Annotated in this window: 25 protein-coding genes and 1 pseudogene; 13 read left to right on the top strand and 13 right to left on the bottom strand. The window is 35.5% G+C overall.

What is annotated here, in order from left to right; all coding sequences use genetic code 11:
* Positions 1-2 precede the first annotated feature (2 nt).
* From C3L23_RS05900 to ilvC, 5 genes are all read right to left on the bottom strand, one after another.
* A complete protein-coding gene (locus C3L23_RS05900; protein WP_246831050.1) occupies positions 3-716 on the bottom strand; it encodes a DNA-processing protein DprA in 714 nt (237 codons plus the stop codon).
* Complete coding sequence (locus C3L23_RS05895; RefSeq protein ID WP_127680792.1) at positions 697-1,686, bottom strand: divergent polysaccharide deacetylase family protein; 990 nt, start codon at positions 1,684-1,686, stop codon at positions 697-699. Before C3L23_RS05895 ends, C3L23_RS05900 begins: the two co-directional genes overlap by 20 nt.
* On the bottom strand, positions 1,683-1,916 hold the full coding sequence (gene minE, locus C3L23_RS05890; protein WP_127680790.1) for a cell division topological specificity factor MinE: 234 nt from the start codon (positions 1,914-1,916) through the stop codon (positions 1,683-1,685). The genes C3L23_RS05895 and minE overlap by 4 nt, the downstream gene beginning before the upstream one ends.
* Positions 1,913-2,722, bottom strand: a complete 810-nt coding sequence (gene minD, locus C3L23_RS05885) for a septum site-determining protein MinD (protein WP_127680788.1) — start codon at positions 2,720-2,722, stop codon at positions 1,913-1,915. The genes minE and minD overlap by 4 nt, the downstream gene beginning before the upstream one ends.
* Before the next feature lie 68 nt (positions 2,723-2,790).
* Complete coding sequence (ilvC, locus tag C3L23_RS05880) at positions 2,791-3,810, bottom strand: ketol-acid reductoisomerase (protein ID WP_127680786.1); 1,020 nt, start codon at positions 3,808-3,810, stop codon at positions 2,791-2,793.
* A 74-nt stretch (positions 3,811-3,884) separates the two neighbouring features.
* Here ilvC and C3L23_RS05875 point away from each other — a divergent pair, with 74 nt between their 5' ends.
* The 3 genes and pseudogenes from C3L23_RS05875 (at position 3,885) to C3L23_RS05865 (ending at position 7,306) form a co-directional block, all read left to right on the top strand.
* Positions 3,885-4,433 carry a hypothetical protein gene (locus C3L23_RS05875; protein ID WP_127680784.1) on the top strand — a complete coding sequence of 183 codons (549 nt, stop codon included), beginning with the start codon at positions 3,885-3,887 and terminating at the stop codon, positions 4,431-4,433.
* 161 nt (positions 4,434-4,594) lie between these two features.
* Positions 4,595-6,065 (top strand): annotated as a pseudogene (locus tag C3L23_RS09715) (GspE/PulE family protein).
* Entirely contained in the window at positions 6,062-7,306 is a 1,245-nt protein-coding gene (locus C3L23_RS05865) for a type II secretion system F family protein (RefSeq protein WP_127680782.1), read from the top strand. Before C3L23_RS09715 ends, C3L23_RS05865 begins: the two are co-directional and overlap by 4 nt.
* 1 nt (position 7,307) lies before the next feature.
* Here C3L23_RS05865 and C3L23_RS05860 read toward each other — a convergent pair whose 3' ends face one another.
* Positions 7,308-7,625, bottom strand: a complete 318-nt coding sequence (locus tag C3L23_RS05860; protein WP_127680780.1) for an AtpZ/AtpI family protein — start codon at positions 7,623-7,625, stop codon at positions 7,308-7,310.
* The gene (hemL, locus tag C3L23_RS05855; protein ID WP_127680778.1) at positions 7,625-8,887 is read right to left on the bottom strand and encodes a glutamate-1-semialdehyde 2,1-aminomutase; all 1,263 of its coding nucleotides are present in this window, start codon (positions 8,885-8,887) and stop codon (positions 7,625-7,627) included. The genes C3L23_RS05860 and hemL overlap by 1 nt, the downstream gene beginning before the upstream one ends.
* Positions 8,888-8,939: 52 nt before the next feature.
* On the opposite strand from hemL, the gene gatC reads away from it, so the two are divergent.
* Genes gatC through queA form a run of 3 tightly spaced genes read left to right on the top strand, consistent with a single transcriptional unit; the run spans position 8,940 to position 11,361 of the window.
* Positions 8,940-9,221 (top strand): Asp-tRNA(Asn)/Glu-tRNA(Gln) amidotransferase subunit GatC, encoded by a 282-nt coding sequence (gene gatC, locus C3L23_RS05850; RefSeq protein WP_127680776.1) that lies wholly within the window; start codon positions 8,940-8,942, stop codon positions 9,219-9,221.
* A 10-nt stretch (positions 9,222-9,231) separates the two neighbouring features.
* Positions 9,232-10,299, top strand: coding sequence for a type IV pilus twitching motility protein PilT (locus C3L23_RS05845; protein WP_127680774.1), 1,068 nt, complete (start codon positions 9,232-9,234; stop codon positions 10,297-10,299).
* Positions 10,300-10,317: 18 nt separating this feature from the next.
* Positions 10,318-11,361 (top strand): tRNA preQ1(34) S-adenosylmethionine ribosyltransferase-isomerase QueA, encoded by a 1,044-nt coding sequence (gene queA / locus C3L23_RS05840; protein ID WP_127680772.1) that lies wholly within the window; start codon positions 10,318-10,320, stop codon positions 11,359-11,361.
* Between the two features lie 62 nt (positions 11,362-11,423).
* Here the strand turns inward: queA and trxC are convergent, their stop codons facing one another.
* Positions 11,424-11,870 (bottom strand): thioredoxin TrxC, encoded by a 447-nt coding sequence (trxC, locus tag C3L23_RS05835; RefSeq protein WP_210402404.1) that lies wholly within the window; start codon positions 11,868-11,870, stop codon positions 11,424-11,426.
* A 277-nt stretch (positions 11,871-12,147) separates the two neighbouring features.
* On the opposite strand from trxC, the gene C3L23_RS05830 reads away from it, so the two are divergent.
* Positions 12,148-12,672 carry a peptidylprolyl isomerase gene (locus tag C3L23_RS05830; protein WP_127680770.1) on the top strand — a complete coding sequence of 175 codons (525 nt, stop codon included), beginning with the start codon at positions 12,148-12,150 and terminating at the stop codon, positions 12,670-12,672.
* A gap of 273 nt (positions 12,673-12,945) precedes the next feature.
* Here C3L23_RS05830 and C3L23_RS05825 read toward each other — a convergent pair whose 3' ends face one another.
* Genes C3L23_RS05825 through uvrB form a run of 4 tightly spaced genes read right to left on the bottom strand, consistent with a single transcriptional unit; the run spans position 12,946 to position 18,153 of the window.
* A complete protein-coding gene (locus tag C3L23_RS05825) occupies positions 12,946-15,111 on the bottom strand; it encodes an endonuclease MutS2 (RefSeq protein ID WP_127680768.1) in 2,166 nt (721 codons plus the stop codon).
* A gap of 3 nt (positions 15,112-15,114) precedes the next feature.
* Complete coding sequence (locus C3L23_RS05820; RefSeq protein WP_127680766.1) at positions 15,115-15,654, bottom strand: gamma carbonic anhydrase family protein; 540 nt, start codon at positions 15,652-15,654, stop codon at positions 15,115-15,117.
* Positions 15,655-15,672: 18 nt separating this feature from the next.
* A complete protein-coding gene (locus tag C3L23_RS05815) occupies positions 15,673-16,113 on the bottom strand; it encodes a hypothetical protein (protein ID WP_012663995.1) in 441 nt (146 codons plus the stop codon).
* A 9-nt stretch (positions 16,114-16,122) separates the two neighbouring features.
* A complete protein-coding gene (gene uvrB, locus C3L23_RS05810) occupies positions 16,123-18,153 on the bottom strand; it encodes an excinuclease ABC subunit UvrB (protein WP_127680764.1) in 2,031 nt (676 codons plus the stop codon).
* Positions 18,154-18,220: 67 nt separating this feature from the next.
* Between uvrB and C3L23_RS05805 the strand changes: the two genes are divergently transcribed.
* From C3L23_RS05805 to C3L23_RS05780, 6 genes are all read left to right on the top strand, one after another.
* Positions 18,221-18,442: a hypothetical protein gene (locus tag C3L23_RS05805; protein ID WP_015902682.1), complete on the top strand. Its 222-nt coding sequence runs from the start codon at positions 18,221-18,223 to the stop codon at positions 18,440-18,442.
* Complete coding sequence (locus C3L23_RS05800) at positions 18,439-18,645, top strand: hypothetical protein (protein WP_127680762.1); 207 nt, start codon at positions 18,439-18,441, stop codon at positions 18,643-18,645. The genes C3L23_RS05805 and C3L23_RS05800 overlap by 4 nt, the downstream gene beginning before the upstream one ends.
* Positions 18,642-19,091, top strand: a complete 450-nt coding sequence (locus C3L23_RS05795; RefSeq protein WP_127680760.1) for a prepilin-type N-terminal cleavage/methylation domain-containing protein — start codon at positions 18,642-18,644, stop codon at positions 19,089-19,091. The genes C3L23_RS05800 and C3L23_RS05795 overlap by 4 nt, the downstream gene beginning before the upstream one ends.
* A gap of 133 nt (positions 19,092-19,224) precedes the next feature.
* Positions 19,225-19,764, top strand: coding sequence for a type II secretion system protein (locus C3L23_RS05790; protein WP_127680758.1), 540 nt, complete (start codon positions 19,225-19,227; stop codon positions 19,762-19,764).
* Positions 19,765-19,812: 48 nt separating this feature from the next.
* A complete protein-coding gene (locus tag C3L23_RS05785) occupies positions 19,813-20,232 on the top strand; it encodes a type II secretion system protein (RefSeq protein ID WP_127680756.1) in 420 nt (139 codons plus the stop codon).
* Positions 20,229-22,055 (top strand): primosomal protein N', encoded by a 1,827-nt coding sequence (locus C3L23_RS05780; RefSeq protein ID WP_127680754.1) that lies wholly within the window; start codon positions 20,229-20,231, stop codon positions 22,053-22,055. Before C3L23_RS05785 ends, C3L23_RS05780 begins: the two co-directional genes overlap by 4 nt.
* Here the strand turns inward: C3L23_RS05780 and C3L23_RS05775 are convergent.
* Positions 22,042-23,541: a SulP family inorganic anion transporter gene (locus C3L23_RS05775; RefSeq protein WP_127680752.1), complete on the bottom strand. Its 1,500-nt coding sequence runs from the start codon at positions 23,539-23,541 to the stop codon at positions 22,042-22,044. The two genes, C3L23_RS05780 and C3L23_RS05775, sit on opposite strands and share 14 nt — an antisense overlap.
* Between the last annotated feature and the right edge of the window lie 22 nt (positions 23,542-23,563).

Below are 23,563 nucleotides of genomic sequence, written 5' to 3'. Positions count from 1 at the left end.
TTTCAGTTAAAATAAACTTTTCCGTTTTTTATTTCTATTTCACCGTTAAGTTCCATTTCATAAATTTTGTTTCCGAATCTGTTCAGAGCTTCGTTTAATGATAAAATGTCTGACTTTTCATCAATTCCCAGACTTTTACAAAAATCGTCCAAATCCCATAGTACTTCGGCAAAACCGTTTTTTGCAAGATATCTTGTGCCGGAGCTTTCGTTTAAGCGCTGCGGTAAAACATATATTTTTTTATTATATTTCTGAGCCCATTCGAAACTTCTCATACTTCCGCTTTTGAGTTCCGCTTCCGCAATTATGACAAAATCGCTTATTTTTACAATAATTCTGTTTCTTTGTAAAAAAGTATGTTTAAAAGGAGAAAAGTTTTTTTCGTATTCGCTTATTGCAAGGCCGTTTTCATAAATGTTTTTAATAAGTTCCCTGTTTGATTTGGGATAAATTATATCAAGTGAAGAGGGTGAAACGAATATCGTATTGGGATACGCTCCTTCATGTGCCGCTTTGTCAATTCCCAAAGCGCCACCGCTTACAACAGTGTATTTCTTTGAAAGTTTTCTTGCTAAAAGTTTTACCGTCTCTTTTGAATATCTGCCGGCTCTTCTGCTTCCGACTATTGCGACTTTAGGTTTGTTTAAAAGTTCAATATTGCCTTTGTAGTACAGTTCAAAACCCGAATATTCTATTTTATTTTTTGGCAAGTTCATCAATATATACCACGTCTATGTTTTTAAGTAAATCCGTTGAATTTTTAAGTGTCTGCAGGGTTACGGAATGAGGATGTCCTATTGCTATGGCGTAACCTCTTTTTTTTGCGATTCTTATAGCTTTTTTAAGCTGGTTGCGTATATATTCAGGATTTTCTTCATTGTCCAAAAATATATTTCTCGAATATAACGGTATACGATAGGTTTTGTCCGCAATTTGAGATTTTGAATACGGTGTTGTTTTCGAATCGACAAATCCCAAATGCTCAGTTTTTAAAGCCCTGAAGAGTTTTAGCATCGCTTCTTTGTTAGCGGTAAACGTGCTGCCGGTATGATTATTTATGAATTTTGCTTTTGGAAAGTCTTTTTTGACTTCTTTTATTCTGTTTAAAATAGTTGCGTAAGAATCGTTTATATTTAGAGTTTTAGGTTCCGGTTTGTTGAAGTGTATCGCTTCTAAAGGAAGATGAATCATATAATGGGAAAATTCTTTAGCGTAAATTGCCGTATTCGGATGTCTGTTTGTGGGAGGAAAAAACGAAGGCGTAACATGAAAAGGTATCGCTTTGATTTTATTAACCTGGCCTTTAAAGGAAACATCGTCAATTATTATTACAAGTTTGGGCTTTTTCGAAACAGGAATAACGGGCTGAACTGTTTCTTTAGGAGGAAGTATTACCGTCGTATTGTGGGCTTTATTATAGTCCATTATTTCTGACGGAACTGAAGCAGATGCGTTTTCTTTTTTTATTTTTGTCTGTGATTTTAGCTGTTTTATTTTTTCCTGAAGAATTTTTATGCTGTTTTGTGTTTTTTTTAGCTCTTTTTCGTAATTTTTCTGGGTATATACTATTCCGACTATAAAAGCGCTTAGTGAAAAAATAATTAGTATCAGAAAATAAATTATGTATTTAAGATTAAAAGAAGACTTTTTTGAAGTCTTTTTCTTTTTTCTATGAGTTTTTTTCATTTGTTAAGGATTATTTCCACTTCCAGAGTTTCTATGTCCTGGTTTGAGTTTGATTTTATGTGGACATCTTTTACGTTAAGGTATTTTTTAACGACATTGATTAAATCTTTTTTCATTTCATCAAGATTGTCGATTTTGGTATTTGCTCTTTCATAAGCAAGCATCATCATAAGTCTGTCTTTTGCTACGTCTTTTGATTTTTTCTTTTTGAATATGTCAAAAAAACTCATTTGAAAAGTCCTTTTAATTTGCCTAAAAATCCTTTTTTAGTTTTTAAATCTAAAAATTCGACTTCTTCTCCCTCAATTCTTTTTGCAATTCTTCTGAAAGCTTCTCCGACGATTGATTTTTCATTAAGTGCGATAGGTTCACCCAGGTTAGTCGATTTTACAATATCTTCGTCATCAGGAACGACACCTATAAGAGGAAGTGCGAGTATATGAAGCACGTCGTCAATTGAAAGCATTTCTCCTTTTTCCACAAGTTCGGGTTTTATTCTGTTTACGATTATATGTTTTTGAACTTCTTCGCCTTCCTGGGCTTTTTTGCTTTTTGCGTCTATTATACCTATAACCCTGTCTGCGTCCCTTACCGAAGAAATTTCAGGAGTCGTAACTATAAGTGCCCTGTCGGCAAGATAAATAGAATGTTCAAATCCGCTTTCAATCCCGGCAGGGGAATCTACCAAAATGTAATCAAAATCTTTTTTAAGCTCTTCAATCAGTTTTTCGACTTTTTCTTTATTTAGGACATTTTTGTCTTTTGTCTGACTTGCCGGAAGGAAGTGTAGATTTTGTGTTCTCTTGTCTTTAATAACAGCCTGTGCAAGATTGCAGTTTCCTTCCATTACGTCTACCACATCATAGACAATTCTGTTTTCAAGTCCTAAAATCATATCCAGGTTTCTAAGTCCGATATCGAAATCGACCGCTACGACTTTTTTGCCGAGTTTTGCCAACGCCGTTGCGATATTCGCAGTGGTTGTCGATTTTCCGACTCCGCCTTTTCCGCTTGTAATAGTAATAACCTGTGCCAAATTTTCTCCTTTTTTGTAACTTACAAAATCTACTTTATAAACTTTGTAAGTCCCAAAAGGGAGAGAAATTAGTTTTTAGTAGGGTCTACTATTTTGTTTTTAGTAATCCAAGGCATCATTTCTCTTAGTTTTTTACCTGTCTGTTCAAGAAGGCTGTTTTCTGTAAGCTGTCTTTCAGCGTTCATTCTTACATAACCCGCTTTTCTTTCAAGAATGAAGTCTTTAGCGAATTTACCGTTTTGGATTTCTTTAAGAATTTCTTTCATTGCTTTTTTGCTTTCTTCACCGATTACTCTAGGCCCGCTTACGTAGTCACCGTATTCAGCAGTATTTGAGATTGAATATCTCATGTTTGCCATACCGCCTTCATATAATAAATCAACGATTAGTTTAAGTTCGTGAAGACATTCGAAATATGCCATTTCAGGAGCGTATCCAGCTTCTGTAAGTGTTTCGAAACCAGCATTGATAAGAGCAGTTACACCGCCGCATAGAACTGCCTGCTCACCGAAAAGGTCAGTTTCAGTTTCATCTTTGAAAGTTGTTTCAATAATTCCTGTTCTTCCTCCTCCGATTGCGCTTGCGTAAGATAGAGCCAGTTTTTTAGCTTCTTCACCGCCTTGATATACAGCGATAAGATCAGGAATACCGCCGCCTCTTACGAATTCGCTTCTAACAGTGTGACCCGGAGCTTTTGGAGCTACCATAATTACGCTTAAGTCTTCTCTTGGTTTAATTTGACCGAAATGGATATTGAATCCGTGACCGAATGCGATTGTTGCGCCTTTTTTAAGATTCGGTTCGATTTGAGAGTAGTAAATATCCGCTTGAATTTCATCAGGAAGAAGAATCATTACAACGTCAGCTTCTTTTACTGCTTCATCAACAGGAAGTACTTTAAATCCCTGAGCTTCCGCTTTTTCCCAAGATTTGCTTCCTTTTCTAAGACCTACTACTACGTCAACGCCGCTGTCTCTTAGGTTAAGTGCGTGAGCGTGACCCTGGCTTCCGAATCCTATCATTGCAACTTTTTTACTTTTGATTATATTTAAATCACAATCTTTGTCATAATACATATTTAGTGACATACTAAATCTCCTTTTTTTTGGAATTATAGCAAATAATTTGATATAATTGATTGTTTTAATAAAGGAGATGGTTAATGAGAAAAATAATAATACTTATACTTTTTTTAGCGTCATTATTTGCATCTCAAAATGATCTTAAAAATATGTCTTTGCTGCAGCTCTTTAATAACAAATATTATTCATATATATGTGATAAAAGATGGATTTTTATCAATAAATACAATAATAAAAGGGAAGATCTTCTTTCGCTGGTAGCATATGCCTGCTTGAAAAAAAGATATCTTACACCGGCCCTTGATTTGGCTAAAGTATTGAAAGTTACTAAAGAAGGGCGTAAAAACGCCACATATATAGTAACGCTTTTTTTAATGAAAAAACTTATTATGCAGATAATCGACGATGATTTAAAAATAGGCAATATAAAACTTCCTCAAATTACGGATAACAGTTTAGGAAAAGCATTCGGTCTGATAGAAAACGGCTCTTTTAAAAGGGAAAAGAACACTCTGGAAATTAACGTCAGTAAAAATACAGTATATAAAGTATGGATCAGTCATAATAATAATGTTGTAATCGATACAATTTCTAACGGCGAACTTAAAAATAGGGAGTATTATTGGTGAAAGCTGAAGAAAAATGGTTAAAAGAAAAAATAATTTCTGAAGATCAGTATAAAAAGGCGCTGGAATATCAGCAAAAATATCCCGCTAAAAAATTTGTAGATATTTTATTTGAACTCGGATTTATTTCTAAAAAAGACTATCTTGAGCATGTTTCTAAACAGATGGGTATAAGATATATTGACGATTTGGAGCATGTAAGGCTCAGAGATATTAAAATACCTGTTAACATATTAAAACAGACCATGTCCGTGCCCGTTGAAGTTAAATACGATAAAGTTGTTGTCGCAATGGCTGACCCTCTTGACTGGAATGCACAGGCTCTTATAAAAAGATTTTTCCATGATAAAAATTTAGAAATTGTTCTTGCTTTCAGGGATGATATCAGAAAAGTTATTAAAAAAGTAGAAGACAGGGAAAAAGTAAGAGAAATTTTAAATGATATAAAAAAAGAGCTTAAAGGACAGGAAATAAAAGGCGACGAGTCCGCTATAATGAGGCTCATTAAATATATTATTGTTAGCGCAATAGAAAGAAACGCTAGTGATATTCATATAGAGGCGGAAGAGGGTGAGGCTGAGGTTAGAATCAGAATATTCGGAACTTTATATGAATTTTTGGATTTTGACGAAGAAATATTTTATGCTATAAATTCAAGAATAAAGCTCCTCGCAGGGCTTGACGTCAGTGAAAAAAGAAAACCTCAGGACGGTTTTTTCAATGCAGTTCGGTAAAAACAAATTTGACTTCAGGGTGTCAACGCTTCCAACTATATGGGGTGAAAGCATTGTTATAAGGATTCTTGATAAAAGAAGTATTTTAAAAAGAATAGATGAAATAGGTATAAGTGAAAAAAATTTAAGCCTGCTAAAAAAAGCATTGTCACAGCCTAACGGTATTTTTCTTGTTACCGGTCCTACAGGAAGCGGTAAATCTACTACATTATATGCTGCGCTGAATGAAATAAACAGTACCGATAAAAAAATAATTACTGTTGAAGACCCTGTGGAATATAAATTAAAAGGTATTCAGCAGGTGCAGGTAAATCCCAAAGTAGGTCTAACGTTTGCCGGAGCTTTAAGAAGTATACTAAGACAGGACCCTGATATTATAATGATTGGGGAGATAAGGGATCTTGAAACACTTGAAATTGCTATTAAAGCGGCAATGACCGGTCACTTGGTTTTATCAACATTACATACAAATGATGCTGTAAGTGCAATTAACAGAATGATAGATATGGGAGCCGATTCGTTTTTGGTCGCAACCGCGTTAATCGGAATAGAAGCTCAAAGACTTGTAAAAACTATATGTCCATACTGTAAAACAACGTATAAACCTGCCGATGTATATCTTGAACCAATAAAAAATATTTTACCTAAAGATTCCGTTTTTTACAGAGGAAAAGGTTGTGAAAAGTGTAATATGACCGGATATGCGGGAAGAACGTTAATAACAGAAGTGTTTTTAAACGATGAAAATCTTGAATCGATGATATCAAAGAAAAAAGAAAAACTCGAACTTTTACATTATCTCAGAGGAAAGGATTATAAAACAATGTTTTATGACGGATTATTAAAAGCTTTGAAAGGTATTACTACATTAGAAGAAGTATACAGGGTGGCTAAGCTATGAGATATTATAAGATAACGTTTTTATATAAAGGGCATCAGCAGGAGGTAATATTAAAATCGCTTAATAAAGCGGAAGCTATTATTGACGGTAAAAAGACAAATAAAGGTCTTCTTGTAAAAATAGAAGAAATACCTATGCCTTTGGAAGAAAAGATTAAAGTTGCAAAAGATATTTTTAAATCCAAAATTTTAAGAAAAAAACTTAATTATCCGTCGTATATCTCCTCCATAAGACAGCTGTCCGTATTGATAAAAGCCGGTATATCTCTTAAAGACGCGTTGGAAGATATTGCTAACAATACAAAAGACGCTTTAATTAAAGAAGTGTTTTTAAAAGCTGCGGAAGCGATTGACAGTGGTAAATCTTTATCAGACGTATTTGCTGAATATGAAGAGTACTTAGGCGGTATTTCCCTTGCAATGGTGAGACTCGGTGAACAGACCGGGGATTTGGTTATGGCGCTTGAAAGTCTTGCACAGATTTATGAAAACATGTATGAAAACAGAAGAAAAATGGTAAAAGCATTGCGTTATCCGGTAATTACGCTGTTTGCTATTGCTGGAGCATTTACGTTTTTAATTTTGGTTGTTGTGCCGAAATTTAAATCTATGTTTGATCAGCTGCATGCTCAGCTGCCGCTTCCGACTATTATGCTTTTAAAAACCGAAGATATTTTATCTAATTACGGAGTTGTGGTTTTAAGTGTATTGATTATAATCATTGTAGCTGTTAATTTCTTTTATAAAATATCGCTTGATTTCAAATATAAAGTGGATAAAATACTTTTAAAGACATATCTGATTAATAAAATAATTCTTTATTCGTCTTTACACAGATTTTTAATGACTATGGCATCACTTTTGAAAAGTGGTATTCCTCTTGTGGACGCTTTAAAAATCAGTGAAGGTATTATTGCGAACGAGGTAATAAAAAGAAAAATTCAGGAAATTATTAAAGGAATTAATCAGGGTAGAAGCTTTGCTGAAATGGTTGCGGAGCAGGATTTGGTTAACTTTGTTGCTTTAAGAATGATCAGTGCAGGTGAAGAATCAGGGGAGCTTGATACAATGCTCGAGAGCGCGGCCGGATATTATGAAGACAGATTCCAGGATATTATTGATAATATGCAGGCTGCAATTGAACCGATTATGTTAACGGTAATAGGTGCATTGGTACTTTGGATTGCTCTTGGAATATTCCTGCCTATGTGGGATTTGGCAAACGCCGCCAAAAATATTTAGTTTATTTTTCAAACTCTTCTAAGAGTTCTTCTTCATCTTTTGTATTCATTTTATAATTTTTATATTTAGGATCTTTTGCGACTTTATCTAAATCTTTTTTTAATTTATTGTATTCTATTTTGATATTCATTATTGCTGCGGCAACGCCCCAAAAAACTCCAAGCCATAAAGTCCAGGTATAGCCTGTCCATTTTTTTAATAATATGCCAATTCCTATACCCATTAATATTGCTACGACAATGGAAATACCAAGAGAAAGCTTTTCTGCCCCCTCTACGGTTTTACCGAATTTTCCTTTTTTATGCTGTTTGTCATTCATTACAGGCTCGGTGCGATTTCTTTATATGCGTTTAGCGTTGCGTCTATATCGGAATCTCTCATAACTGTGCATATAAAACCGGTTTCATATGCGCTAGGAGCAAAGTAAAAACCTCTTTTTAACATTTCGAAATGAAATTTTGCATATCTTTTTGTATCGCTCTCATTCACGTCGTCAAAGTTTTTAGGTTTTTTTGAGTTAAAGAAAAACCCAAACATGCTTCCTACAACGTTTGTCTGAATGTCTATACCGTTTTCTTTTGAAATTTCTTCAAAGCCGTTCATTAATTTTTTGGCTTTGGCTTCAAGGTCTTTATAAAGATCAGGATTTGATTTGAGTTTTTTAAGCATCGCAAGACCCGCATTCATGGCTACTGGATTTCCGCTGAGTGTTCCGGCTTGATATATCGGACCTTCAGGGCTTAACTGCTCCATTATTTCTCTTTTGCCTGCGAATGCTCCTACAGGCATTCCTCCTCCTATAACTTTACCAAATGTTACAATATCCGCTTCTATACCGTATACATCGTAACTTCCTCTGAGCCCCGCTCTAAAACCGCTCATTACTTCGTCAAAAATAAGTACCGCGCCGTTTTTAGTACAAAGTTCTCTAAGTTCTGCCAAAAACTCTTTTTCAGCCGGTACAAGGCTCATGTTTCCGGCTATAGGTTCAATAATAACACATCCGACGTTACCGTTTTCGAAACATTTTTTTACGCTTTCAATGTCGTTATATTTTGCAAGAAGCGTGTGTTTTGTAAAATCAGACGGAACTCCGGGACTTGACGGTGTTCCGAATGTTGCCGCGCCGCTTCCGGCACTTACTAAAAGCGAATCGCTGTGTCCGTGATAACAGCCTTCAAATTTGATAATATCGTCTTTTCCGCTAACCCCTCTGGCAACCCTGATTGCGCTCATTGTAGCTTCCGTTCCGCTGTTTACGAATCTGATTAAATCCAAATGAGGGAACAGTTCAAGAACTTCTTTTGCAAGTTCCACTTCAACCGTTGTAGGTGCTCCGAAACTTACGCCTTTACTTACGGCATTACATATAGCACCTTCTATATCTTTATCACAGTGACCGAAAATTAGCGGTCCCCAGCTTTGAATGTAATCAAGATATCTGTTACCGTTAATGTCAAATATATATGCGCCTTCTCCTTTTTCAATAAAAGGAGGCTCGCCGCCTACGCTTTTAAATGCTCTAACGGGAGAATTGACTCCTCCTACGATATATTTCTTAGCTTCTTCAAAAACACTCATCTCTATCCTTTTTATTTAATATTTGCTAAAATTATACAAAAAAAGGTTGCTTATGAAAATAGACGAAAGTTTGGTTAAGAGACTTGAAACACTTTCAATGGTGGAAATAGAAGACAAAACGGCAATGGCGAAAGATCTGGCTGAAATAGTTGAGTTTGTAGAAATGTTAAACGAGCTTGATACAGACGAAATAGACGCTACTTTTTCAACATTAAATAACCCGACCTATTTGAGAGAAGACGAACCTGTAAAAAATGATGTTATTGATGAAATATTAGAACATGCGCCAAAAGCGAAGGATGGTTTCTTTATTGTTCCTAAAATAATTGAATAAGGTAAAAATTATGGCACTTACATACTCCCTAGAACAGCTTTTAAAAAGTATTAAAGATTATAAAGCTTCGGATCTGCATTTAAATGTAAATGCGGAGCCGATGCTTAGGATTGACGGAAAACTAACACCTCTTAATCTTCCTAAACTCGATAAAGAAGATGTAATTGAACTTTGTTATTCTGTTCTAACAGAAAAACAAAAAGCTGCACTTGAAGACCAGTTAGAACTTGACTTTTCTTTTGAAATTCCTAAAGTTGCAAGATTCAGGGCTAATTACTATTTTGAAAGAGAAAATTTAGCGGCAGCATACAGGATTATTCCTGAAAAGCCTTTTACTTTAGACGAATTACACGCTCCTGCAATTTTCAAAAGAATAGTAAGAAGGGAAAAAGGACTTATTCTTGTAACAGGTCCAACAGGAAGCGGTAAATCAACGACCTTAGCGGCAATGATTAATGAAATTAACGAAACATTTGCAAAACACATTATTACAATTGAAGATCCTATCGAGTTTGTGCATGAACATAAAAAATCACTTATTTCCCAAAGAGAAGTCGGAAGAGACACGAAAGCGTTTTTAAATGCTCTTAGAGCTTCACTTAGGGAAGACCCGGATGTAATCTTAATCGGGGAGATGAGAGATAAAGAAACTATCGGCGCAGCAATTACTGCAGCTGAAACAGGACACCTTGTGTTTGCTACATTGCATACAAACTCTGCCGTTCAGACAATCAATAGAATTGTAAACGTATTCCCTGCAAACGAACAAGATCAGATAAGAACACAGCTTTCAATGGCTATACTTGCAGTAATTTCACAAAGTTTGCTTCCGAAGATAGGAGGAGGAAGAATTGCCGCTCATGAAATCATGATTAACAACCCGGCAATTGCAAACCTTATCCGTGAAAATAAAATTCCTCAGATTTATTCGCAAATGCAGCTTAATCAGGGTGCTACCGGAATGCAGACTATGAACCAGGTTCTTGCTGAATATGTAAGACGCCACATTATAGATAAAGAAACAGCTATGGCTTATACTACTAAACCGGAAGAGCTTAGAAAACTTATAGGCGTATAATGAAATTAAAAGTAAAAAATGAAAAGTGATCAACTGATTAATAAGGATGTATTGGTATCCTCATACGATTATAACCTGCCTGAAAATTTAATAGCCAGATATCCCGTAACTCCCCGGGATAGTGCCAAACTTCTCGTTTATAACAGAAAAACTGACAAAATTACACATACCGTGTTTAGAAATATACTTGATTTTGTGGGTGAATCTCATTTTATATTTAATAATACTAAAGTTATAAAAGCCAGAATTTTCGGAACAAAAGAAACCGGCGGAAAGGTTGAGCTTCTTTTAAACAGACCTTATAAAGACGGTTATCTGGTATATATAAGAGGGAAAGTGAAAGTCGGAACAAAACTTTTTTTTGATAAGGGACTTATGGCAGAGGTCGTTGAACTGCTTGATGACGGAAGCAGGGTGGTGAAGTTTAAAGTGAAAAGTGAAAAATGTAAAACTGAAAAAGAAATTGATTTTTTACAGTTAGTAAAAATTCTTGAAGAAATAGGGCATGTTCCGCTTCCTCCGTATATTAAAAGAGAAGATGAAAAAATAGACGAAAAAGAATATCAGACGGTATTTGCACGTAAAGTTGGAGCGGTTGCCGCTCCTACGGCAAGTCTTCATTTTACAGACGAGCTTTTAAATAAAATAGATAAAAAATCATATTTGACCCTGCATGTGGGAGCCGGTACGTTTAAACCGGTGGATGTGGAGGATATTAGAGAGCATAAAATGCACAGTGAATTTTTTGAAATACCGGAAGATACCGCAAGGGTGCTTGATGGCAGTGAAGAGATAGTGGCAGTCGGAACGACCGTTACAAGAACGGTGGAATATTATGCAAGAACGGGTAAACTCTCAGGCGAGTGCGATCTGTTTTTAAACCCTCTGAATCCGCCAATTAGAGTAAATCATCTTCTTACAAACTTTCATTTGCCAAAATCTACTCTAATTATGCTCGTAGCTGCATTTATAGGAAGAAAAAAAACTCTTGAGCTATATGAAGAAGCCATAAAAAACGAATACCGTTTTTACAGCTACGGAGACGCAATGCTTATAATTTAATGTAGAATGGAGAATGTAGAATTGAGAATTAATTTATTTTTTTAATTCTCCATTCTCAATTATCAATTCTCAATTAGTTTATCTACCCACATACTAAAGCTGAATTCATCCAATGCACCCATAGCTCTGTCTATTTCCACTCCGTCTTTTAAAGCTACGATTGTAGGAATACTTCTGATTCCAAACTGCATGGCAGCCTGCTGGTTTTTGTCTGTGTTGACTTTGATAAACTGGGCCTGAAGAGGAAAACTTCCTGCCACTTTATTAAATATAGGTGCAAACATCTGGCACGGACCGCACCATTCAGCCCAGAAGTCGATTATTACAGGAACTGTTACAGAGTTTACTATTTTTTGAAACTCGTCGTAACTGTCTACGGAAATGGCTTTATTCTCAAGCAGATTTCCTTTGCATACTCCGCATACCGCTTTTTTATATTCGTCTTTTTTAGGTAATTTATTTAAACTTTTACAATGTGGACATGCAATAACTATATTACTATTACTCATTCTCACTCCTTTATCAAAAAACTTTAGCGCTATTATATAAACTTTCGTATCAATTGTCAAATAAATTTGGTATAATTATGTTAAGTTTAACTTCAAAGTTAAACAATGACAGCTGAGAGCTTATTTTGCTTAACAACGTTTAAATTTTGCTAAAAATTGCAAACAGCTATCGCTGCCCTTCGGGTAGATGCAATTTTTTATACGCAAAATTTTTCACTAAATTTCGCAACGCTGTCATTTGTTTACTTTTACGTTAATTTTTATATAAGGAGATAAAATGTTCGGATTTAAAAAAGAACTAAAAAAATACGATTTAAGCGATGTTGAAAAATTCCAATATGTAAAAATTGTAACTGATAAAGGCGATATCTGGGTAAAACTTTTCCCTGAAGCTACGCCTAATACGGTTGCAAACTTCGCACATCTTGCAAAAGAGGGATTTTACGACGGACTTAAATTTCACAGAGTCATCCCGGGCTTTATGGCTCAGGGAGGATGTCCTAATTCAAAAGAAGGAGCATCAGGAATGCCAGGTACCGGAGGTCCGGGATGGGCGATAGAGTGTGAAACAGATGCTCCGAAACAAATTCACAAAAGAGGCTCCCTTTCAATGGCTCATGCCGGAAAAGATACGGGAGGCAGTCAGTTTTTTATCTGTTTTACAGACTGTCCTCATCTTGACGGGGTTCATACTGTATTCGGCGGTATAGAAGAGGGGGATGAAGAGAGCTTTAAAGTACTTGATTCAATCAAAAAAAACGATGAGATTAAAACTATAGAGATTTATGAAAAAAAAGATTAATTTAAGTATAAAGTGACAGTTTTTTAAGCTGTCACTTTATTTAGTGTTTAATGTAACTGTATAAACTTTGGATCAAATCTTTTATAACTGCAATATATCAACAATAATATAATTAGATAAATTGAAATCTAAAAAAACAACCGGAAAATAACTTTCTCTTACCGAACCATATAAAAAATTCCTTCAACAAATATAAGGTGCCTGATACTAATTATTCATTCATTGTTTTCTTCTCTTTGAATATTATTTTTATATAGCAAAAAAGAAAAAGGGTTAAAGTTTGACGATTTTAGCCCCGTATCCCCCCATGTGCGGAGGTGCGTCGTGAAACTCTTTTACAAGAGGGTGGCCTTTTAAAAGCTCAGTAATTCCTTTGGCAAGTATTCCTTTACCCATTCCGTGATAAATCCATACTTCTTCGAGTCCTGCAAGAGCAGCGTTATTTAAATACTCTTCGGTTTTTTCAAGCGCTTCTTCAAGCCTCATACCGTGAAGGTCGAGTTTAATGTCGACTTTGGAGGCTTTCGGTTTAATGATCTGTGCTTTTGTTTTTTTAGGCAGTCTGTACGGCTCAAGGCTGTTTTTTGGAATCCAGAGTTTTTTGCCGTCAATGTCTACAAGGGCGTTTTTGCCTTTTATATCGAGTATTTCCCCTATGCTTGTAAAGTATTTGACCGTGTCGCCGACTTTAAACTCTTTATTAATTTCGCTTTTTTTGACCTTAATGTTTGAGCGAATTTTATTTGCCTCATTCAGGGCCCTGTGTGCATCTTTTACGGATTTGGCCCTTATGGCTTCTTTTGCTTTTTTAATTGCTTCATTGTATTCTTTTAAAAGGCGGTTTTTTTCTTTTTCAATGGTTTCGTTAAATTCTTCTTTTTGACGGATTAGAGATTCTTTTAGAAGTTTAACGTCTTCAAGCTCGCTTTCAAGCTCTTTAATTTTCTGTTTTTGTTCGAATTCAAGAGCCGCCGATTTTTCTATAAGTACATCAAGTTTTTCAAGATCGTCGCTGTATTCTTTTTTGGCTTTTTCTATGATGTTAAACGGAATTCCGTATCTTTTTGCCGTTTCAAACGCGTAACTTTTACCGATGGTTCCTTTTATAAATTCATAGGTCGGTTTTTGGTTTTTTTCATCGTAAATTGCGGCGAGAAGCTCCACTTCTTCGTTTTGTGCAAGAAGCGTCGCAAGGCGTTTGTGGTGGGTTGTGATGACTATTCGGTTTTTTTTCATAATCTCTTCAATTATCACCTTAAAAAGACTCGCCGCTTCGTTTGCGTCCGTTCCGAGTTCAATCTCATCCACACCTATTAAGTAATTTTCTTTGAAAAAGACTTCTTTAAACTCTTTAATTCTTCCCGCAAATGTTGAAATGTCGTTTTTTACGTTTTGCGGGTCGTCGATTATCGGTTTTATCTCTTTAAACGAAGGAATTACGGAATTTTCCCTGATTTTCATAGGAAGCAGGTGTTTTGCCATATAAGCACTGCTCAGGATTGATTTTAAAAGCATCGTTTTACCCCCGGCGTTTACACCCGTGATAATCAGCACCTGCTTGTCCCATTCAAGGTTTATAGGTTTACATTCGTTAAGGGCAGGGTGGCAGAAGTTTTTCAGCACCATTTTTTTGGTTTTACTCGGCAGTATAAATTCAAGATTTTCGTTTTTTGCCATAAAAATACGGGCCTGTATGTGGTCGAATTTGTCAAATTCGCGGTTTATAAATTCTAAAAATTTAGTCCATTTTCTAAGCCTGTTTGAAAATTCTTTTGCAATTTCATATAGTATCTCTTCTTTTTGGCTTTTGAGGTTGTCTTCTTTTTCTTTTAATTTTTCTATTGTTTTCGGGAAGATGTAAAAAAATCCGCTTTGGCTTCTTCCGAGAATTTCGGCGTTTATTACTTTATTGTATCCGCCTCTTACAAGCAGGGTTTCTTCACCTCCCTGGACGTGTATCTGTTTATCTACCAAAAACGGCTCAAGTTTTTTTGAATTTATGTATTTGTATAACTGCTGGCGGATTTGGGCTTTTAGATCTTTTATACGTTCATTTATCATATCGAGCTCTTCAAAGCCGATTACCTCGCCTTTTTTATCGTAGTGTTTGTCTATTTCAAGAATGTCCTGAGGGATTTCGATTTTATCAAACCACTCACTCAGATCCTGCCAGTTTCTTGTTTTGAGGTAAATAAAATAACGTATGATTTTCAGAAATTCAAAAATCTGGTCGTGTTTAAGCACACCGAATTTTTTAAGATGCATTATTTCCGTATCGAGGTTTTTTACGCTCGGAGGAGCGTTAAAATCCCTGTTTTGCAGCTTTTGTAGGTATTTGTAAAGCGATTCGATACTTCCCTGGATTTTATAATCCTTCTCTCTTGCAAAGAGGGATGTGAGTTTGTTTATGTACTCGACTAAGTCTAATTTATTTATCATATGTTACCTTACAAAATTTATATAATCATTTTTATATTTAACGTAATTTTCGGCGTTTTTGTATATATTCGCCACTTCTTCGTCGGTAAGCTCCCTTATGACTTTGGCTGGAGATCCTAAAATCAGGCTTCTTGGAGGAAACTTTTTGCCGCCTGTAACCAAAGCTCCGGCTCCTACGATCGATTCGTCTCCGATTTCGGCACCGTCAAGGATTGTGGCACTCATACCTATAAGGCATGCGTTTCCTATCTTACAGCCGTGAAGCATTACGCGGTGAGCTATTGTTACGTCGTCACCTATAATAGTCGGAAAACCGTCTCCTATTTTCTTTTCTTTTTCATAATGTGTTACGTGTATCATGCTCATATCCTGAATGGATGTGCGTTTTCCGATTTTAATATAATGCACATCACCTCTTATAACACACCCGAACCACACACTAGAATCTTCTCCGATTTCCACATCACCGATAATATCGGCACTCGGAGCTATCCATGCGGTTGTATGGATTTTAGGGAAGTCGTCTTTATAGCGCAGAGTCATTTTTTTTTCCTTTTATTTTTAAATATTAAAAAATATTATTAATGCAGTTATAATACTTGAAAAGATAATAATACTAAAATTACTGAATTTATAAAAAAAGTAATAAAATTTATGAGATGTTTTTTTGTTTTTTAACATCAAATCTACTTGTTCTTTATTAATATCATATATTAAGCCTCCAACTTTTTTTCTTAAGTTTGCTAAAGTTTTTCTATGAACATTTAATTCATAAGAGATACTATATTCCAATAAAAGTCCAATTATTCCAATGAGAATAGGTAATAAAGTAAAATAAATTGAAAAATCTTTGTTTACAGAGAAAAATAATCCAAGTACACCGGAGTTTAAAGTTATTATCCACTTAGTTATTTCAAATAAATTTTTTTTGGCATCGGCAATTCGATCAATCGTATCTTGATAAGTTAAAGATAATTGTAAATTAATATCAAAATTTGCCATTATTTCTCCTTATTTCATTTTCTTAAGCTCTTCAATCTTGTCTCTCAGCATTGCCGCTTTTTCAAATTCGAGTGCTTTTGCGGCTTCATTCATTTCTTTACGCAGTTTTGCAATAATCGCTTTTTTCTCTTTTGCCGGAATTTTGTTTTTGTTTTTCAGCTCTTTGGCTATTGCTTCGTATCCTTCTTCTTTTAGTGATTTGTCAAGTTTACGAATGGTGCTTTTTGGAATGATTCCATGCTTTTTATTATATTCTTTTTGTTTGATACGTCTTGTAATTGTGGTTTTGATTGCTCTGTATATTGAGCCTGTGATTTTGTCTTTTATTTTTTCGAGTACTTCGAGATCATCATCGAGTACTATAGGCTCTTCAATTTTTCCTACAAACATTAAGACCCGTCCGTTTACGTTTCTTGCGGCTCTTCCCATTGTCTGAATAAGACTCGTCTCGCTTCTTAAAAACCCCTCCTTATCCGCATCAAGGATTGCCACAAGGCTTACTTCCGGCAGATCCAGCCCTTCTCTTAGAAGGTTGATACCGATTAGCATATCAAATTCACCGCTTCTAAGCCCTCTTATTATTTCGTTTCTTTCCACCACGTCAATGTCAGAGTGCATATATTTGACTTTCAGTCCCATTTCAAGATAATATTTTTGCAGCTCCTCAGCCATTTTTTTGGTAAGAGTCGTTACAAGTACCTTTTCGCCTTTTTCAATTACCTCTTTGGCTCTGTCAAAAAGCGTTGCCACCTGGTTTTGGCTCGGAAGCAGTTCAACTATCGGATCAAGCAGTCCAGTAGGGCGGATGATCTGCTCCGCCACGCATGTGGATATTTCAAGCTCATACTCCCCGGGAGTGGCTGATACGAAAAGATAATGAGGGGCTTTATTTATAAATTCATCAAATTTATAAGGTCTGTTGTCAAGCGCACTTGGCAGTCTGAATCCGTACTCCACAAGTACTTCTTTTCTTGCCCTGTCACCGTTGTACATCCCGCGAAACTGAGGAAGGCTTACGTGTGATTCATCCACTATTACAAGGTAAGGTTTTCCTTTTATTTCAAAGTAATCAAGTAATGAATACGGCGTTTCTCCGGGTTTTTTTCCTGTAAGGTGTCTTGAATAGTTTTCTATTCCTTTGCATGTTCCCGTTGTTTCAAGCATTTCAAGGTCAAACTCCGTTCTTTGTTTAAGCCTTTGGTGCTCAATAATTTTTCCTTGTTGTTCAAATTCTTTCAGTCTCTCTCCCAGCTCCTTTTCTATAGACTGGATGGCTTCAGCAAGTCTGTCGGCACCTACGATAAACTGGTTTGCGGCGTAGATGGTGATTTCTTTAAGATCCTGGAGCTTTTCGTTTGTCATATAATCAATGGTATAAATTCTGTCTATTTCATCTCCGAAAAATTCGACTCTTATAACGTCGTCTTCAAAATATGTAGGGAATATGTCTATAACTTCGCCATTTACCCTGAAGTTTCCTCTTTCAAAATATTTATCGTTTCTGGTGTATCCCATACTAAGAAGCCTCATCATAAACTGACGCTGGTTTATTTCATCTCCCACTGCTATTTTTGCTACCATTTTTTTATATTCGATCGGGTTACCGAGTCCGTACAATGCCGAAACGGACGCGACCACTATAACGTCGTCATATTCTAAAAGCGAGGCTGTTGCACTGACTCTCAACCTCTCAAGTTCCGCGTTTATGGAAGAATCTTTTTCAATAAAAAGATCCTGTCTCGGAAGATAGGCTTCGGGCTGATAATAATCATAATAGCTTATGAAGTATTCCACGTGGTTTTGAGGAAAAAATTCCTTAAATTCACTGTAAAGCTGTGCGGCAAGGGTTTTGTTGTGCGTAAGGATAAGGGTCGGGATTTGAAGTTTTTGAATGATGTTTGCCATTGTAAACGTTTTACCGCTTCCCGTAACACCAATTAATGTATTGTATCTGTTTCCTTGCTTTATACAGCCGCTTAATTTTTCAATTGCCTGAGGCTGGTCGCCTGTGGGTTTGAAGTTTGAGTTTAATTTGAACAAAACGCTCCTTTTTATTATAATTGTGTCACTTAAGTTTGATAAAATTATATAAAAATAAAGGATAAAAATGGACCTACTTGGTAAATTAAATGAAAAAATAGATAATTTATTGAAAAAATACGAAGAACTGCAACAGGAAAACGAAAACTTAAAACTCGAACTTGAAAACACAAAAGAAATGCTTGCCGAAAAAGATACTGAACTTTTGGAATGTAAAGAAAAAATGGCACTCAAAGAAATAGAACTTGAAGAAGTTGTAAGCAAAATCGAAGCAATTCTCGGCAAATGAAAAAAATATCCCTCTCGGTTTTAGGTGAAAAATTTGAAATAGAACTTGAGGATGAGTTTTTTGAATTTGTAAAAGAAGATCTGTTAAAAATTCAGCATCCCACACCGAAAGAGCTTCTTTTTTTGGTTTTAAAAAACAAAAAAGAAATTTTTGAAGTAAATAAAAAGATAAAGGATTTAATCTCTAAATTGGAGCAGAAATGAAAAAAGCTTTTACATTATTAGAAATAATATTTGTAATAGTTATAATTGGAATATTAGCCGGAGTTGCCGTACCGAGGTATTTTGCATTAGGACAAAAATCACACGAGGCAGTATTGATGTCTTTTGTTAAAATGTTAAACAGAACTACCGGAGAAGATTTGTGGTCTAAAAGCATAAGTGAAAATAAAAACGGCAGTATTACACATCTTGAAAACAGTGAAGGTTATCAGTTATTAAGCAGATATATTGAAATTCCTCCAGAAGTTAATGCGTCTAGTATTGATTTGACAAGGTGTGGCAATGAAACATATAACACTGTAATGACAGTGGATGTAAAAGTTGCCGGAGAAGAATATAACATTACATGCAAAGACGGTACGGCTAAAAGTGCCCCTTACTTTAGATTAATAAGGCTCAAAGACGGTAAAATACTTGTAAACCGTTAAAAATAATATTAAAATGAATATTATGTGACATAAAAATGATATTTATTAAATAAAAGTTAAATAAGTAACAAATAATTGACAAATTTTTAATTTTATATGATATAATTGTAATAAATAAATTAAAGGAGTTTAAATGAAAAAAGCATTTACGATGATTGAACTGATTTTCGTTATTGTAATCTTAGGTATTTTAGCAGCAGTTGCATTGCCGAAATTTTTAGGTGTTGCTCAACAGGCACATGAAGGTAATCTTAAATCATTTGTCGGTACATTAAACAGAACTGTAGCACCAACATTATGGAGTGAGTCTATTAGTGGCGGACACGATGGTGATATTGCATATACAGCTTTACAATATGACAAAGATACAAATCCAGATGGTAATTTAACAAAATACATTGATATGCCAAAAGAAATTAAAAATATGGATTTATCAGATTGTAATAGTACTACTGATTATCAAATTGTTGGTACTGCTGATAAAAATGTTGCAGGTAAAGATTATTTTATTGCTTGTATAGATGGGAATGCAAATCAAGCACCTAAATTTATCTTAATAAGACAAACTTCTACTGGTACAGTTACTTTAGGTGATAATAATACAACTGATATCAATGCTACTTCTACTACAGCAACATTTAGCAATGGTGAAACAGGAACAATCTTAAGATAATAAAATAAGAGCTTTTGCTCTTATTTTCATATAATTGGAAGGTTAAATATGAGAAAATCTTTTACGATGCTTGAATTAATTTTTGTTATAGTTGTAATTGGAATACTTGCCGGAGTTGCAATCCCGAGATTGTTTAGCGGTGTAAGCGATGCCGAGATTGCAAAAGTAAAAACAGACGTAGCTACTATACGTACTGCAATATCGACTAAATACGGTAAAAACGTAATGGAAGGTAATGATGTATGTCCTACATTGGAAACTTCTACAACTGACGGACAGCTTTTTGAAGGGATTTTGACTTATCCTATTAAGCAAAACAGCGGAACTGTAAAATGGGACGGTAACGGAACGGATTATAATGTTTCGCTTGACGGAGGAAATACTGTAATTACTTTTCATTATGACAATAATACGTCTAATAACTGTAAATTTTCATGTGTATCAGGTTGTAGTGTTATAGGTGAATGAAATACTACGATATAGCGATTATTAATACTCCGAATACTTTTACTTACCAGTCGGAAAAAGATTTAAATATCGGTGATGTTGTTGAAATTGAAGTCAGAAATAGAGAAGCTTTGGGATATGTGATAAAAGAAGTCAAAAAGCCTGATTTTGATTGTAAAGATGTTATATCTAAAGTGTTTTCTTTTTCTACTAAAAAACAAAAAATCATAGATTTTATTTCCAAATATTATTTTGCTCCTGTAGGTGAAGCAGCGGGACTGTTTTATGAATGGAGAACCTACCCAACCAACCATAATGGAGAATGGAGAATTAATGAAAATGTTGAAATAAATACTGATATTGAGTTGACAAATAAACAACGAGAAGCATTGGAGTTTTTAAGAAAAAACGATGTATCAGTACTTTTCGGAGATACCGGAAGCGGTAAGACGGAAATATATATTAAATTAATTGAAGAAGTATTAAATAGCGGCAAACAGGCACTTTTTTTACTGCCTGAAATTGCCATAACCTCACAGATGGAAAAAAGACTTAAAAAATATTTTGGAGAAGCCCTTGCCATATGGCACAGTAAAATAACCAAAAAGAAAAAACAGCAAATCCTCTCCTCAATAGCAAAAGGTGAGATTAAAATTGTGGCGGGTGCCAGGAGTGCTTTGTTTTTACCTCTTGAAAATCTTGGGTTGATAATTGTCGACGAAGAACATGACGACAGCTATAAAAGTGAACAGACTCCAAAATACAACGCAAAAGATCTGGCAGTATATTTCGGTAAGGTTTACAATGCCAAAGTGGTACTCGGAAGTGCGACACCTCTAATCAGTGATCTTTATAAATTTCCTCATTTCAGGTTAAAGGGAACGTTTTACAATACTAAAAAAACAAGATATTTCAGAAACAGTTTTGATGATTTTACCATACAGAAAATAAAAAACACTGTTGAAAATCATAAACAGGTAATAATATTCCTTCCGACACGCGCGAATTTTAAATATATGATATGTGCCGAGTGCGGCAAGGCGGTAAAATGTAAACACTGTGATGTTGCTATGAGTGTACATAAAAATAAAAGGGCGCTTGTCTGTCATTACTGCAATTACAGTATGCATATTCCATCAAGCTGTGAATATTGCGGAAGTGATGAGTTTATAAACGAAAGAATGGGTACGAGTGAATTTTTGGAAGTTTTAAAAGGAATTTTTCCGGATGCCGTTATAGAAAAATTTGACAGGGACGTTATTACTTCCAAATCCAGAGTTGATAAACTTCTTAAAAGATTTGCCAATAAAGAAATAGATATTTTAATAGGTACGCAGATGCTCAGTAAAGGCCATGATTATCCGGATGTTGCGCTCTCAATCGTGCTTGATATAGATTTTGTGCTTAACAGTGCAGATTACAGAGCAGGGGAGAGGGCGTTTGCCCTGGCACGCCAGGTCGAAGGTAGAGCCGGAAGAAAAGAAGACGGAGAGGTCATTATTCAGACGCTGAATCCCGAATTTTTTGACAGAAGCTATGAGGAATTTTATGAAGAAGAGATACAAAACAGAAAAGATCTCGGATACCCTCCGTTTAACAGACTTATAAAAATAGAATTTCAGGACAAAGACAAAATAAAAGCCAAAGAAAAAATGGATAGGTTTTTACTCTGTCTTGGCAACAGGCCTGAAATTGTTGGATTCGGTGAAGCTCCCATATTCAAAATCAAAAATATATACCGATATCAGGTACTGCTTAAAGGCAAAAACCTTCATAAAATCATATATCCGTGTGTGGATATTAATGAAATGAAATTGGATGTGGATCCGGTCAGCTTTGTTTAAGCTCTTCCGGATTTACCGCTACTTTGTAATTAGGGTCGTCTTCTTCGTATGTGCAGTAAGGGCCTGCGACTTTGAGGAGTTTTTTACACTCATTACTTAAGTGTCTGATTGTAAGTTTTTTGCCGTTTTCCAGATATTTTTTGGTGATTTTGTCTATGGCTTCAACGCCGCTTGAGTCTTTAACACGTACGTTTTTAAAATCCATAACTACTTCGTCGGGATCGTTTTTAACATCAAAACTTTCTATAAAACTTTTTGCACTTCCGAAAAATAGAGGGCCTTCGAATTCATATATTTTTCTGTCGCCTTCCATTTTTGTTTTGAAATAAACTTTTGCGTGTTTCCATGCAAATACAAGCGCGGATATAATTACTCCGCTTATTACAGCCACCGCAAGGTCTGTAAAAATTGTGATCAGAGTTGTGGCTATTAAAACGAACGCGTCTTCTTTGGGCATTCTTTTGAGTCTGTCAAAACTTGCCCATTCGAATGTTGCAATACTTACCATAAACATAATTCCGACAAGCGCGGCAAGAGGAATCTGTTCTATATATTTTGCTAGTGCCACGACAAACAGAATTAAAAGTATGGCTGCAAATGCGGCACTGAGTCTTCCTCGTCCGCCTGAAGTGTAGTTAATTACACTCTGTCCTATCATTGCACATCCCGCCATTCCACCGAAAAGTCCGCATGTTGCGTTTCCGGCTCCAAGCGCTATGGCTTCTTTGTTTCCGTTTCCTCTCTCACCGCTCATTTCTTCTAAAACCTCTAAAGTAAGAAGAGATTCGATAAGTCCTACAAGTGCCATAATAATTGCATACGGAAGTATAATTTTTAATGTCTCAAGATTAAGAGGTGCAACTGGGATGTGAAAATGAGGGAAACTTCCGCTGATGTGTGCTAAATCTCCTATTTTTTTCGTATCAAGGTTAAATATAAGCACAAGCGCGGTAACTGCAATTATAGCGCCGAGCCCCGCAGGGATGGCTTTTGTGAATTTAGGTAAAAACCACATAATCGCCATGGTCAGTGCTACCAGAATATACATTATAGGACCTTCATTTTTAAACATAGGAAACTGTGCCATGGCTATAATGATTGCCAGCCCGTTGACAAATCCGTAAACTACAGGCATAGGCACAAGACGTATAAATTTTGCAAGTTTAAACACACCTACAAGAATCTGAATAATTCCGGCAAGCACCGTCGCCCAGAAAAGATATTCAACACCATGTGTTGCAACAAGAGAAACCATTACGACCGCAACACTTCCCGTAGCGCCGCTTATCATTCCGGGTTTTCCTCCGAAAAGAGCTGTAATCAGGCCTAAAATGAATGCGGTATATAAACCTACAAGAGGAGAAACTCCGGCTATGATACTGAATGCAATTGCTTCCGGGACAAGTGCTATTGCCACGACTGTTCCGCTCAGTAACTCGTTTTTTGTATTTTTTGCGTTATAATTTTGTAATATCTTAGAAAACAAGTATAATCCTTTTAAATTTTTC

This window comes from Nautilia sp. PV-1, from assembly GCF_004006315.1.
Classification (GTDB): Bacteria; Campylobacterota; Campylobacteria; order Campylobacterales; family Nautiliaceae; genus Nautilia; species Nautilia profundicola_A.
The sequence above is the reverse complement of the archived record's forward strand: the minus strand, read 5'-3'. Positions and strand labels throughout refer to the sequence as shown.

Coding starts and splice junctions, on each gene's coding strand:
- trxC (WP_210402404.1), bottom strand. CDS start 11,870: ATGAGTAATAGTAATATAGTTATTGCATGTCCACATTGTAAAAGTTTA.
- C3L23_RS05785 (WP_127680756.1), top strand. CDS start 19,813: ATGAGAAAATCTTTTACGATGCTTGAATTAATTTTTGTTATAGTTGTA.
- C3L23_RS05825 (WP_127680768.1), bottom strand. CDS start 15,111: ATGATAAATAAATTAGACTTAGTCGAGTACATAAACAAACTCACATCC.
- C3L23_RS05865 (WP_127680782.1), top strand. CDS start 6,062: ATGAGATATTATAAGATAACGTTTTTATATAAAGGGCATCAGCAGGAG.
- minE (WP_127680790.1), bottom strand. CDS start 1,916: ATGAGTTTTTTTGACATATTCAAAAAGAAAAAATCAAAAGACGTAGCA.
- C3L23_RS05860 (WP_127680780.1), bottom strand. CDS start 7,625: ATGAATGACAAACAGCATAAAAAAGGAAAATTCGGTAAAACCGTAGAG.
- C3L23_RS05795 (WP_127680760.1), top strand. CDS start 18,642: ATGAAAAAAGCTTTTACATTATTAGAAATAATATTTGTAATAGTTATA.
- C3L23_RS05845 (WP_127680774.1), top strand. CDS start 9,232: ATGGCACTTACATACTCCCTAGAACAGCTTTTAAAAAGTATTAAAGAT.
- C3L23_RS05875 (WP_127680784.1), top strand. CDS start 3,885: ATGAGAAAAATAATAATACTTATACTTTTTTTAGCGTCATTATTTGCA.
- C3L23_RS05800 (WP_127680762.1), top strand. CDS start 18,439: ATGAAAAAAATATCCCTCTCGGTTTTAGGTGAAAAATTTGAAATAGAA.
- C3L23_RS05820 (WP_127680766.1), bottom strand. CDS start 15,654: ATGACTCTGCGCTATAAAGACGACTTCCCTAAAATCCATACAACCGCA.
- hemL (WP_127680778.1), bottom strand. CDS start 8,887: ATGAGTGTTTTTGAAGAAGCTAAGAAATATATCGTAGGAGGAGTCAAT.
- ilvC (WP_127680786.1), bottom strand. CDS start 3,810: ATGTCACTAAATATGTATTATGACAAAGATTGTGATTTAAATATAATC.
- gatC (WP_127680776.1), top strand. CDS start 8,940: ATGAAAATAGACGAAAGTTTGGTTAAGAGACTTGAAACACTTTCAATG.
- C3L23_RS05805 (WP_015902682.1), top strand. CDS start 18,221: ATGGACCTACTTGGTAAATTAAATGAAAAAATAGATAATTTATTGAAA.
- queA (WP_127680772.1), top strand. CDS start 10,318: ATGAAAAGTGATCAACTGATTAATAAGGATGTATTGGTATCCTCATAC.
- C3L23_RS05900 (WP_246831050.1), bottom strand. CDS start 716: ATGAACTTGCCAAAAAATAAAATAGAATATTCGGGTTTTGAACTGTAC.
- C3L23_RS05790 (WP_127680758.1), top strand. CDS start 19,225: ATGAAAAAAGCATTTACGATGATTGAACTGATTTTCGTTATTGTAATC.
- C3L23_RS05830 (WP_127680770.1), top strand. CDS start 12,148: ATGTTCGGATTTAAAAAAGAACTAAAAAAATACGATTTAAGCGATGTT.
- C3L23_RS05895 (WP_127680792.1), bottom strand. CDS start 1,686: ATGAAAAAAACTCATAGAAAAAAGAAAAAGACTTCAAAAAAGTCTTCT.
- C3L23_RS05815 (WP_012663995.1), bottom strand. CDS start 16,113: ATGGCAAATTTTGATATTAATTTACAATTATCTTTAACTTATCAAGAT.
- C3L23_RS05780 (WP_127680754.1), top strand. CDS start 20,229: ATGAAATACTACGATATAGCGATTATTAATACTCCGAATACTTTTACT.